The sequence below is a fragment of the Tessaracoccus yangjingae genome (genome assembly GCF_055326235.1).
In genome coordinates, this window is record NZ_JBUZNN010000018.1 from 20,417 (window position 1) to 32,612 (window position 12,196).

At 70.0% G+C, this 12,196-nt stretch carries 7 protein-coding genes; all 7 read left to right on the plus strand.

All coding sequences use genetic code 11. From position 1 onward, the window contains the following. The 7 genes from drmB (at position 1) to ACZK5D_RS16125 (ending at position 11,892) form a co-directional block, all read left to right on the plus strand. Positions 1-2,013: a DrmB family protein gene (gene drmB, locus ACZK5D_RS16095; RefSeq protein ID WP_463666036.1), complete on the plus strand. Its 2,013-nt coding sequence runs from the start codon at positions 1-3 to the stop codon at positions 2,011-2,013. After that, entirely contained in the window at positions 2,010-2,735 is a 726-nt protein-coding gene (gene drmC, locus ACZK5D_RS16100) for a DISARM system phospholipase D-like protein DrmC (protein ID WP_463666037.1), read from the plus strand. Before drmB ends, drmC begins: the two co-directional genes overlap by 4 nt. Before the next feature lie 181 nt (positions 2,736-2,916). After that, the gene (locus ACZK5D_RS16105; RefSeq protein ID WP_463666038.1) at positions 2,917-4,233 is read left to right on the plus strand and encodes a DUF6880 family protein; all 1,317 of its coding nucleotides are present in this window, start codon (positions 2,917-2,919) and stop codon (positions 4,231-4,233) included. Between the two features lie 450 nt (positions 4,234-4,683). Further along, positions 4,684-5,406, plus strand: a complete 723-nt coding sequence (locus ACZK5D_RS16110; RefSeq protein WP_463666039.1) for a nuclease-related domain-containing protein — start codon at positions 4,684-4,686, stop codon at positions 5,404-5,406. Positions 5,407-5,614: 208 nt separating this feature from the next. Further along, complete coding sequence (gene mobF, locus ACZK5D_RS16115) at positions 5,615-11,290, plus strand: MobF family relaxase (protein ID WP_463666040.1); 5,676 nt, start codon at positions 5,615-5,617, stop codon at positions 11,288-11,290. Positions 11,291-11,440: 150 nt separating this feature from the next. Continuing rightward, positions 11,441-11,617 carry a hypothetical protein gene (locus ACZK5D_RS16120; RefSeq protein ID WP_463666041.1) on the plus strand — a complete coding sequence of 59 codons (177 nt, stop codon included), beginning with the start codon at positions 11,441-11,443 and terminating at the stop codon, positions 11,615-11,617. Beyond that, a complete protein-coding gene (locus ACZK5D_RS16125) occupies positions 11,617-11,892 on the plus strand; it encodes a hypothetical protein (RefSeq protein ID WP_463666042.1) in 276 nt (91 codons plus the stop codon). Before ACZK5D_RS16120 ends, ACZK5D_RS16125 begins: the two co-directional genes overlap by 1 nt. The last annotated feature ends 304 nt before the right edge of the window (positions 11,893-12,196 follow it).

The following is a 12,196-nucleotide window of genomic DNA, read 5'->3' on the forward strand; positions in this document are numbered from 1 at the left end:
ATGGCCGACCTCATCGCCGCAGGCAACACCCTCGACCCTCTCGGCGACGCCGACAAACTCAAGACGACCGGCGCGAAGAAGAACTACGCCAAGGTGGGCTCGGGTCGTCCGAGTTCGCTGCTGTTCACCTACGGGCCCGGCGCGATCATGGACCTCCCCCGGTTCACCGTCATGCCCTCGGGCCTGGACGCGTGGGACCGCATCTGGGCCCGTCGCGACGGCGTCCCGCACGTCCATGCCCCCAAGCTGTTGGACGCCGTGCGCCGCCAACTGGGTCGCCAGGTCACCGAGCTGCGACCGTTCCCGCACCAGCCCGAAACCACGTCCTTCAGCGACGAGGGCCGCGACCTGGGCGTCCCGGCGATCGTCTTCCCGCAGTGGCTGCGGTGCACCGGGTGCGACCGGCTCGCCCCGCTCAGCACCTTCGACTACAGCAACACCCACCCCTACCGACCCGACGAAGCGAAGTTCGAGCATGTGGGGTGCCCGGGACGGGCTCGGGGCGCCAAGGGCGGCGGCAAGAAGCGCTCCCCCTGCGTGCCCGCTCGCTACCTGCTCGCCTGCGAGCACGGCCATCTCGACGAGTTTCCCTACGCGGCGTGGGTGCACGGCGGTGGGGCGTGCCCCCAGGCCGACCCGCCCATGCTGAAGATGACCGAGAACACGCTGGCACGCGGCGCGTCCGCCCGGATCGTGTGCGCGTCCTGCCAGAACAGCCGCGGCATGAACGAAGCCCAGGGGCCGGCCGGCAAAGCCAAGCTGCCCGCCTGCCGCGGACGCCACCCCCACCTGGACGCCTTCGCCGCTGGCGGCTGCGCGGCCCCGGTCCACATGATGCTGGTCGGTGCGTCGAACCTGTGGTTCCCGATGACCCAGAGCGTCATCGTGATGCCGATGGGCGAAGGCGAGAAGCAGCAGAACCTCGCCGACCGGCTCAAGGCCTCTCTGGGTGACAAGCTCGCCAAGTACGGCCACGACCCCGAGATGATCCGTGACTTGGCGGAGGGAAAGGTCGACCTGACCGACGTGAGTGAGGCGGCACTGGCGAGCGCAGTCACCGCGGCGTTGACGCCGGTAGAGGTGGGCATCGCCGAGGCGGGCGCGAAGGAGTGGAGCACGCTGGAGTTGATGGTTCCCGAGTGGACCTACCTGCAGCTCGGCACCGGCGGCGTTCACCACGAGGACGAAGCCAGCGGGTTGACGGTCAGCGTCCGGGACCTCGACCCCCACCTGCCCGCCGCGATCAGCAGGGTGCTCGCCGTGGAGAAGCTTCGCCAGGCCACCGCACTGCTCGGATTCACCCGCATCGACGAGTGGGACCGCATCGACGACGTCCCCGAACGGCAGGCACCCCTGACCCTTAGCCCGCCGACGTGGGCACTAGCCACCCTTAATCGGGGCGAGGGCATCTTCCTGCAGCTCGACGAGAAGGCCGTGGCCTCCTGGGAGACCAAGGTCGAGGCGTCCGACCTGTGGGCCGCGCACCTCCAAGCTCACCGAAACAACTACGCCAACCGACTCTCCGGGTCGGCCGTCGTCGTCGACCCCGACACCCGGATGCCACCACCGCGCTACTGGCTCCTGCACACCTTCGCGCACGTGCTGTTCCGGGAGATGGCCTTAACGTCAGGGTACGGTGCGGCCAGCATCGCCGAGCGGCTGTACGCCTGGCAGGCCCACGACGAGCGCCCGCCGGCCGCGGGCGTGCTACTGCTGACAACCTCGTCGGACTCCGACGGAACCCTCGGCGGACTCGTGCAGCTGAGCGACCCCGCCCGCCTTCGGCAACTGGTCGGCTCCGCCCTGCGCGGCGCCCAGCGGTGCAGCTCCGACCCACTCTGCTCGCACCGCACCCCCCACCACCAGGAAGATTTCCTGCACGGCGCCGCCTGCCACGCGTGCGCCATGGCGTCCGAAACGTCCTGCGAACGGTCAAACCGATTCCTGGACCGACGCTTCCTCATCGGCCTGCCGGGGCCCCACTCCGACCTCGGGTTCTTCCGGGCGCCATGACCGACCCGTTCGTCACGCTGGGACGCCTGCTCACCTCTACAGAGGCGGGCCAGCTCGCGACACGGCTCGCCGACGGCCAGACCCTGCCCCAGGCGCTGCAAGCGGTCACAGCCGGGCGACGACCCGAGGTGAAGACCACCCTGCTAGCCACGGGGTTGGTCGGCGAATCGGCACTCGTGCCCGTGCTCCGGGCGATCGAGGGGGCCGCACGACGACTCGGTTCGACCACACCGATCTGGACCATGCCCGGCTCACACGCCGGGCACGGGTCACTGACGTCATCGCTGGCCGAGTTGGTGCTGACCGCCCGCACTTCGGTCACGTGCTCGACCTTCAACATCCAGAAGTCCTCCGCGGTGTGGGACGCCCTCGGTGAGGTGTGCCGGCGCGGCACCGTCGGCGTCCGGCTCTACCTCGACCACGACGCGACCGCACACGCCACCTGGCCCGGGACACCCACCTTCGCCGACGTCACTGAGCAGATGGTGGGCGCGAAGGTCTTCCACACCCGGGTCCTGAACGACAAACGGATCCGCAACCACGCCAAGTTCGTGGCCGTCGATCACCAGTTCCTGATCGTGACCAGTGCCAACCAGTCCGCCAGCGCCGAACTCCACAACGTTGAGCTGGGCCTCAAGATCGAGTCTCGCCCGCTCACCGAACTCGTGGAGTCCGAGTTGATCCGGGTCGAGTCGGCACTCTACGAACTCCTGCCCTCGTAGCCATCCCCTGGGAGGCCACCCCCGGGAGGGTCAAGGGTCGTGGACCGGTCCCAGCAGCCGGCGGACCGCAAGCCGGCTCGGCGACAGGGTGGGTTCAGTCAGCCAGCGAGTACGGGGCGCCGCGAGGGCCCCACGGACACCGGCAGGTCACGAGTTCGCCGCGCACCGGATCAGGATGGATGTGACAGACTGGCCGGCGTCCCAGACAACCGGGGGTGACGGCGTGGCGGCGTGGGCTGACGAGGTGCTGACTCTGGTCCGGACGCGGGCCGATCTCCACCGGTGGGGTGCCGCAAACAGCTACGGGCGCAACGTTCACGAGGCGGTCGCCCTGCTCCGCGAGGCTGCCGCGACCCGTCCGGCCGGCGAGGTGTTGCCGGTCGCCCAGCGCGCGTTGTCGAGCGCTGTGCGGGTGATCGCCCGAGCTGATGACTCAAGCGGCATCATCGGGGGCGCGATCAGGCACCTGCTGGTCCTGCACTCCGAGCTCACCAACGCGGCCCCTCCCCCGCCGGCTCGGCTGGTCGCGTGGATGATCGGCTTCCAGTTCGACGGCGTGGTCGACTCCTTCACCATCGACCCCGCCGCCTACGCGCCCGCCCTCGGCGACCGCGGCTTGGCCCTGTACCGGGCGAAGCTCGCCGTGATCGCGACCCGCGTAGGCCCTGCGCCCACTGAGGAGGAAGAGCGCGCCTACTGGCAGCAGCGGGTGTCCAACCCCACGCTGCCGGACGCGCATGCGGAAGGCCGTCACGCGCGGTTCGTGCTGGACTGGAACGCGCGTCGCTTGGCCGTGTGGGACCGGGACATCGAAGCGCTCATCGCCACCCATGCCCGCGACCGGAAGGTCGCCGCTTGGCTGGAGGACACCGCCGAAGCGCTCGCTGAGATCGGCGAGATCGACGTGGCCATCGACTGGGCGCGCCAGGCCACCTTCTTCGACCGCGGACACCAAGCCCTGAACGCGGCGCGGCGTTGGTGCGCCCTGCTCCGCGAGCATCGCCCCGACGAGGAACTCGCCGCACGGCTGTCGGTGTTCGACCGGTGGCCCACCGCGACCCACGCCAACGACGTGCTAACCGCGGCGGGCGACGCCTGGCAGCAGCACAGCGACCACGTGATGGCCGCGCTGCGGGCGTACCCGCGGGAGGCTGTCTCCTTCGCGCTGCACTACCTCGACGATGTGGACTTGGCGTGGCAGCTCGCCCAGTCCCTGACCCTCGACGATCCCGGCTTGTGGGAGTTCTTGGCCGACCGGTACGAGCATGTCGACCCGCTCGCCGTCGTCCCCCTCTACTGGCGGCAGGTCCTAGCCCACCTCGAGCACGCCGACGCCCAGAATTACCGCGCCGCCGCCCCTAAACTCGCCCACCTACGCACCCTCACCGCCGGCACCGACCAGGCGGCCAACATCGACGCCCTGATCGCCGAGCTGCGAGAGGCCCACCGCCGCCGACCGCGCCTGCAGCAGGAGTTCACCCGCGCGGGCCTGCCCTGACTCCCGACTGCGCAGATGGGCGCCCCGCGGAGCGCAGCAGCCGCGTGAGCGGAGCCGTCTGCGGCCAGGATCACCACCCAAATACACTCACCCATCAGAGGCCACGCACGCGGCCTGGTCGGTGACCCGGGCTGCGCTCTGCCCGCGGACTGAACGCCGCACCTCGACACTGAACGACGTCGGGTCGCTAGGGTGTCGAGTGTGCGGGTGACGCGGTGGCGCCGGTTTGGCAAGGACAGGCTGTACGTGAAGGATGCCGGGGAGCAGGACCTGGGCTGGTGGGATCTTCAGACCGACGTCGCGCACCCAGCCGCCCCCGAGACCGAACCCATTCTCCGCGAAGCGGTGGCTGCTTGGCACGTGGCCCAGAGCCGAGCGGAACCCCACGACGCTCGACGGCCCCCCGAGCCGAACGCGGATCTTTCGAGGGGCCCCGACTTCCTGGCGCCCGTGCCGGCACCTGCCCTGTCCCAGCCCTCGTGGTCCGCGCCTGCCGATGAGGAGGCCGACTCGTCCCCTGCGCTTCAAGGCCTGCCGGTCACCGACCTTGCGAGCAACCGACCAGGGGAGCAGTTGGCCGACAAGGTCGCGGCAGCCCGGGAAGCGGGTGAACGCCCCACGCTGTGGCGACGATTCTGGCTCGGCAAGAACGCCTACTCGACCTGGGAACGGGGCGAGATCGGGGAGCGCCTGGTCGCCGAGCAGGTGTCACGCCTCATCCGCTCCGATCCGCGCTGGAAACTCATCAACTCGATCCCTGTCAGCGAGGACGTCGACATCGACGCCCTGGTCGTCGGACCCGGCGGGGTGTTCACCATCAACGCCAAGTACCACCGCGGAGCCAGAATCTGGGTCGGGGGCGACACCCTCATGGTCAACGGCCACCGACAACCCTACGTCCGCAACAGCCGTCACGAGGCACGCAAAGCGTCCCGACTACTGACCCTCGCCACCGGCACACCCGTCAACGTCCAAGGCATCGTCGTCCCAGTCGACGCGAACGCCTTCACCGTGAAGAATCAGCCTGACGACGTCCACGTCATCAACCGCGCCCGACTCAACCACTACCTGCGCTCCCGCCCCCAGGTCCTCGGCCCGGAACTGATCGCCCTGGTGTACGAAGCCGCCCGCCTCAGCACCACCTGGCTCACCCAACCTCAGCGAGAGCACTAGACCGCAGCCACTCCCCGGCGGCTCGATCGCCCAGCAGACCGCAGTAGTAGCCCCGTCCTTCCCCTCCTACGACGAGCATCCGATCCTCCCGTACCGGTCCTGCGCGTGGCCCGGCACCCCTCCCCCTTGAAGTCGCACACACCTCTTGCACTTTCGGACACCCTGTGGCCGGGTCGGGTGCGGGTTCTCAGGGGGTATGACGGCGTCTTTGCACAAGTTGACGGCCGGGTCGGGCTATGACTACCTGACTCGGCAGGTCGCCGCGATGGACTCCACGGAGAAGGGTCACGCGTCGCTGGCGTCGTACTACACGGCCAAGGGTGAGGTGCCGGGCCGGTGGGTCGGCGCCGGCCTCCAGTCGCTGGAGGTGGTGGCGGGGTCGGCGGTGTCGGCTGAGCAGATGCAGTCGCTGTTCGGGGCAGGGTTCCACCCTGACATGGCGGCCCGTTTGGCGGCCCTGCCGGTGGGCGCCACGCGCGAGCAGGTGCGGGTCGCGGCCCGGGTGGGGGCACCGTTTCGGATCCATGCCGCGGCGAGCGCGTTCCAGCAGGAAGTCACAACGCGATGCGCGGTCTGGGCGGCGGAGCAGGGTCTGGGGGCGGATGAGGCGGTGCCGTTGGAGGTCCGGGCACGGGTCCGTAGCGAGGTCGCAATCGAGGGTTTCGTGGCGCGGATGGGTCGGCCGCCGAGCGGGGTCGAGTTGTCGTCGGAGGTGGCGCGGCTGTCGCGGGACCCGAATACGGCGTGTGCGGGGTTCGATGTGACGTTCACGCCGGTGAAATCGGTCTCAGCGCTGTGGGCGGTCACCCCCCTTCAGGTGGCCGCGCAGATTGAGGAGGCTCATAACGCGGCGGTGGCCGACGCGTTGCGGTTTGTGGAGGAGCAGGTGTTGTTCTCCCGCCGTGGCGCGGGCGGGGTGCGGCAGGTGGAGGTCACCGGTCTGATCGGGGCCGCGTTCACGCACCGCGATTCCCGGGCCGGGGATCCCAATCTCCACACGCATGTGGCGATCGCGAACAAGGTCCAGACGCTGGATGGGGCGTGGTTGGCGATCGACGGCCGACCGTTGTTCGCGGCGATGGTGAGTGTCTCCGAGGTGTACAACACCGCCCTGGAAGCCCACCTGGCGCAGCGTCTGGGAGTGCGGTTCGCGGCCGAACCGGTGGCCGATGCGTCGAAGCGGCCGGTGCGGGAAATCGTCGGCGTCCCCGCCCGCCTACGGGAGGCGTGGTCGAGCCGGCGGGCGGCGATCGAGGCCCGGCAGGCCGAACTCGCCGTCGCGTTCCAGCACGATCACAGCCGCCCGCCCACGCCGGTCGAGGCGATCGCGTTGGCCCAGCAGGCCACCCTGGAGACCCGCCAAGCCAAGCACGAACCCCGCAGCCTCACCGAGCAACGAAGCGCGTGGGCAGCGCAAGCCAACGCCGTCCTCGGCGCCCACGGCGTGGCCCGGATGCTCACCGATGTCACCACTCCCCCACGAACCGCTGCTGCCGTCCCCGCAGACTGGGTTGCGGCGACCGCCGGTGAGATTGTGCAGCGGATGGGGACGGCGCGGGCGACGTGGAACGTGTGGCATCTACGCGCGGAAGCCTCCCGCCGGGCCCGGGAACAGGCCACCACCCCCGACCAGGCACACGACCTCACCGAACGCCTCCTGCAGGCCGCCACCCAGCTCTGCCTCCCAATCGTCGGGGCGATGGATCCGGTCAGCGACCCGGCGGTGTTGCGTCGTTCCACCGGCGAATCCATGTACGTCACGGTCGGGTCGCAGCGGTTCACCTCCACCGCCGTGGTGGCCGCCGAGGAACAGATCCTGACCACCGCCGCCATGCTGGACGGGCGCCAAGCGGGGGATTCTCAGGTGTCGATCGCTTTGCTGGCCGCCACCGCCAACGGGGTGACTTTGAATGCCGGGCAGTGCCAGTTGGTGCGCGACATGGCTGTCAGCGGGCGGCGGGTGCAGCTCGCGCTGGCGGCAGCCGGATCGGGAAAAACCACCGCCCTGGCGGTGCTGGCCGACGCCTGGCAAGAGAGCGGCGGCGACGTGCTAGGCCTGGCCCCGTCGGCGGTCGCGGCCCGGCTCCTGGCCGACCACATCGGACAGGCCACCACCCTGGCCAAACTCGCCCACGACATCCAGCACAACCCCGCCCAAGCCGCGAGGCATGTCGGTCCAGGGACGTTGGTCATCGTCGACGAGGCGGGCATGGCCGACACCCCCAGCCTCGCCAGCGTCATCGCGTTCGCGGTGGGGCGGGGGGCGTCGGTGCGGTTGATCGGTGACGATCAGCAGCTCGCCGCGATCGGCGCCGGCGGCATCCTCCGCGACATCGCCACCACCCACGGCGCCCTCCACCTGACCCAGATCATGCGGTTCACCGACCCCGCCGAAGCCGCCGCCTCCCTCGCCCTCCGCGACGGGCACCCCGAAGCCCTCGGCTTCTACCTCGACCACCATCGGATCCACCCCGGCACCGACGACACCACCCTCCAGGAGGCGCTCGCGGCGTGGATCGCGGATGTCGCCGACGGCCGCGACACGCTCATGCTGGCCGCGACCCGCGACCACGTCACCCACCTCAACCAGTGGGCCAGACACCACCGCCACACCACCGGTCTGGTCGCCGGCCACGGCCCCGAGGTCACCCTGGCCGATGGGAATCAGGCCTCGGTCGGGGACGTGATCGTCACCCGCCTCAACGACCGCCGGCTCCGCGCCGGGAGCCGCGACTGGGTCAAGAACGGCGACCGCTGGACCATCACAGCCATCACCCCCAGCGGCATCCACGCCACCCACCTGACCACCAGCCAGACCGTGCAGCTGCCGAGCAGCTACGTGGCCGAGCATGTGCAGCTCGGGTACGCGTTGACCATCCACGGCGCCCAAGGCATCACCGTCGACACCACCCACACCATCATCACCGGCACCGAAACCCGCCAGCAGCTCTACGTCGCCCTCACCCGCGGCCGCCACACGAACCATGCGTATGTCTGCGTGGTCGACGGCACCAGCGAGAACGCCCCCATCCACCCCACCACCCTGCAGCCCGCCACCGCCGTCGACACCCTCGAAACCATCTTGGCCCGTGACGCCACCCCGGTGTCCGCGACCACCGAGGCCCGCCACGCCCACGACCCCTACACCGGACTCGGCGACGCCGCCGCCCGCTACAGCGACGCGCTGACCGTCGCGATCGAACACCACCACCGAGAGGCCGTCGACGACCTCGACCAGCACGCCGACGACCTGGTCGACAACCTCACCGCATGCCCCGCCTGGCCCACCCTCCGCGCCCACCTCCTCCACCACGCCGCCCACACCCACACCACTCCCCTCGCAGCCCTCCGTGAGGCGATCGACACCCGCGAACTGGCCACCGCCACCGACCCCGCCGCCGTCCTCACCTGGCGACTCCCCCACCCCCACCACACCGGCCCCCTCCCCTGGCTACCCCCCATCCCCGACACCCTCGCCAACCACCCCGACTGGGGCCCCTACCTCACCGCCCGCGCCAATCAGGTCGCCGACCTCGCCCAGAAGGTCGCCACCACTGCCGCCGCCGCCGATCAGCGACCGGTGTGGGCGTTGCCCGGACACACCCTCACCAGCCGCACCGTCGCCGACATCGAAACTTGGCGAGCCGTCTGCCGAGTCGACCCCGCCGACCGACGCCCCACCGGACCAACCCAACTCGGCACCACCGCCCACCACTGGCAACAGCAACTGCTGGCCCGGATCCGGCCCGCCCACCCCACCGGCATCTGGACCGACCTGCTACGAGACATCCGCCCCGACCTCCCCGACGATCCCTACGCCCCCACCCTCACCCACCGCCTCGCCGCGCTCCACGCCGCCGGGGTCCCCGTCACCGCCCACCTCGCAGCAGCCGTCGCCGACGGACCCCTCCCCGCCCAACACCCGGCAGCAGCCCTCACCTGGCGCCTCAACCACCACCTCACCGCTGCCGACGACATGCTGAGTCTGGTGCCGGTGTGGGAGACCACCCTGATCGAGCGGCTCGGCTACCAGCAAGCCGCCGACCTCGAAGCCAGCCCCTGGTGGCCCCACCTCGCCAACGCCCTCACCCACGCCACCACCAACGGCATAGACCTCCCTGAGCTCCTCACCGCCGACATCGACGAGGCGGGGTTCGACGACCCCTGCCACGCCCTCCTCTGGCGAACCACACTCCTCACCGAGAATGCCCCCGACGAGGAGCCTGAGCCCCCGCATCCCGACCAGGAACCCCCCGACGACATCCAGCCCACCACGGGGCCCAGCCTCCTCATCCGAGCGCTCGACGACGCCGCCCGCCTCCGCGACTGCACGGAGGCCGACTTCACCGACCTCGAACTCCGCCAAGCCTTCGCCGCCGCCGACCGATGGACCGACACCCCCCACACCCCCCAACGCCTCACCGCCGCCATCGAAGCCGCCACCACCTACTACGAAACCCAACTCCCCGGCAGCTGGACGCAGGACTACCTCACCCAGCGCCTCGGCCACGACCTCACCGGCGACCCCCGCTACCGCCCCGGCCACGCCCCCGCCGGCTGGACCACCCTCGTCAGCCACCTCCGCCGACACGGCTTCACCACCGACGAACTCCTCACCACCGGCCTCGCCACCCGCACCCGCCACGGCACCATCATCGACCGCTTCCGCGACCGCGCCATCCTCCCCATCACCCACGACGGCCTCATCGTCGGGTTCGTCGCCCGACGCCACCCCGACGCCGACGACACCCACGGCCCGAAATACCTCAACAGCCCCAACACCGCCCTGTTCACCAAACGAGACACCCTCTACGGCCACCACCTCCTCACCCCGGATTCTGTGCCGGTGATCGTGGAAGGCCCCATGGATGCGATCGCGGTCACCCTCGCCGGCCACGGAGCCTACATCGGCGTCGCACCGCTGGGAACCGCGCTGACTCCGGAACAGACGCTGCTGCTGCGGGGCGGACCGACGCCGCTGATCGCCACCGACGCCGACAACGCCGGCCACGTCGCAGCCGAGAACACGTTCTGGCTGCTCGCGCAGCACCGCTTCGACCCCCGGCGGCTGCTGCTGCCTGCCAGTGGCGACCCGGCCCAGCTGCTCGAGCAGCACGGCCGAGACGCGCTGCACGACGCGCTGGCCCAGGCCGCCACCCTCCAGGGGGAACTGATGATCCGTGACCGGATCAGGTTCCTCGCCCCTGCTGAGGCCGGCCGGCAGGTCGCCGAGATCCTCGCCGCCCGCCCACCAGCCACATGGAAGCCACACTTGGCTGTGGTGCCGGAGGAGCAGACCCGGCACCTGATGGCGCGCGTCAACGCCTGGACCACCACCCCGGCCACGGCTGCCAGCCATGCCCACGAACAGACACGGGAGATGCGTCGCCGCCTTGACCAGCCCCCAGCCGAGCGCTGGCAGCGGTGGGCCGATCTCACTGGACTGGCCGAGGTGGGCCAGTGGCCGGAGCTCGCTGGCCGACTCGACGAACTCCACCGCGTCGGCGCCGACACCACGCTGTTGGGGAAGCGGCTGGCGAAGGTGCCGGCCACGGTGGCGGCCGCGACCTTGGCGCACCACCATCCGGGACATGCGGTGAAGGTCGACTGGCGTCCCTGGGCCGAGGCCGTGAACCCAGCGCTGTTATGTGACGGGTGGGAGACCGTGCGAGCGGACCTCACCCGACTGCAGGCCGCGGGCATCGACCTCACCGCGCTCGCGGCCGCGATGGCAGGTCGCGAACCGGAGAAGGTGGCGGTGGGGCTGCGTAACGTGCTGCGTCAGCACAGCACCCAGATCAGCGACACAGCAGCCGGACAGACGAAGATAATGGCACCACGGATTAGCAGAGCGGTGCGTCCAGATGGTTCACGCGGTGTGTGACCGAACCGGAGGACGATCCCGCTACAACCAGCCCTTGCTCGAGGCAATTGCGGCTCAGCACAGATGAGGGGTCTGTACTCGTCGTTGATCTCGGAATAGCGTAAACAACGCGACGCGGTCCTGCTGGACGGGAAGAGCCCTGGAGAGGCAGTGGGTCGTCCCAGTGCGGTTCAGGCGGAGAACGCCCGGCTGAAAGCGCAGTTGCGCCGGGCCGAGAAGGAGCGTGATACCGCGGAGGCCGCGCTGGAGATCATGGGAAAACTGCACGCGCTCTTGGGGCAGATCTCCGAGAGCGCGGACACCGACACGCAGCGCAAGAAACGCTGATGGACACCTATGTGGACCTGACCGGGCAGGGGATCACGACCCGGCAGGCCGCGGCGCTGACCGGGGTGGCCCGGGCCACCGCCACACGCGCGATCGCTCGTCAGCGCCGACCGGACCCGGAACCGGCCACCCCGCGACCCGAGCCGGTGAACAAGCTCACCGACCTCGAACGCGCCGAGGTGTTTGCCGTGCTCAACAGTGACGAGTTCGTCGACAAGCCGCCGTTGCAGGTCTACGCGATCCTCCTCGAACGCGGTGGACTCACCCAACCCTGACACGTAGGGTGGGGTGTAGGTGGGTCTCAAGGCATGCTCATAGTTCGTCCCGATGCTTAACAATCCGAGTATCCCCAGTTCGGCGACAACGTTCCATCGCTGCCCAGGCACTCTCGTCCCGACTTCGATCGTGATGCCGTCGGAGGCGCACAGGACCCGAGGCTCACAACGTCCTAACCTCGATATTTCATGACGGGCGTGTGTGGGGCTGGTCGGCGCCGGTGGCGTCGGGGTTGTTCTGATTCTTGCAGGTGGGTGTGACAAGACCCCGCGTGACGTCTGCGGTGCGGGTTTCCAGGCCGGG

What these genes read in the sequence shown, in the direction of transcription:
- drmB (WP_463666036.1), top strand. Translation starts at nt 1, where the DNA reads ATGGCCGACCTCATCGCCGCAGGCAACACCCTCGACCCTCTCGGCGAC.
- ACZK5D_RS16125 (WP_463666042.1), top strand. Translation starts at nt 11,617, where the DNA reads ATGGACACCTATGTGGACCTGACCGGGCAGGGGATCACGACCCGGCAG.
- drmC (WP_463666037.1), top strand. Translation starts at nt 2,010, where the DNA reads ATGACCGACCCGTTCGTCACGCTGGGACGCCTGCTCACCTCTACAGAG.